Source organism: Pseudomonas sp. 51_B, from assembly GCF_017491595.1.
Lineage (GTDB): Bacteria > Pseudomonadota > Gammaproteobacteria > Pseudomonadales > Pseudomonadaceae > Aquipseudomonas > Aquipseudomonas promysalinigenes.
The window spans coordinates 1-476 of the sequence record NZ_JAFGYW010000297.1; the positions used below are offsets into that span (position 1 = coordinate 1).

General features: G+C 60.7%; 1 protein-coding gene. It reads left to right on the forward strand.

Annotated features, from left to right (window positions below; translation table 11 throughout):
* A partial coding sequence (locus J5M56_RS24915) for a transporter substrate-binding domain-containing protein (protein WP_207938051.1) occupies nucleotides 1-476 on the forward strand: 476 nt, incomplete at both ends.

Sequence of the window (476 nt, forward strand, 5' to 3'; positions counted from 1 at the left end):
GTATTGCCACGGACATCGTTCGCGAGATGTTCCAGCGCGCCGGCCTCACTTACAGCCTGACCCTGCGTTTCCCCTGGGAACGTGTCTACAAGCTCGCCCTGGAAAATCCCGGTTACGGGGCCTTCGTCATGGCGCGCCTGCCCGATCGCGAAAGACTGTTCAAATGGGTCGGCCCGATCGGCCCGGATGACTGGATTCTGCTGGCCAAGGCTGACAGCAAGATCACCCTCGACACCCTCAACGACGCGCGCAAATACAAGATCGGCGCCTACAAGGGGGATGCGATTGCCGAGACACTCACCAAGCAAGGCCTCAAACCGGTGGTGGTGCTGCGCGATCAGGACAACGCTAAAAAGCTGCTCAGTGGCCAGATCGATCTGTGGGCCACGGGTGATCCTGCCGGCCGTTATCTGGCACGGCAGGATGGCGTGACCGGTCTGAAGACCGTGCTGCGCTTCAACAGTGCCGAGTTGTAC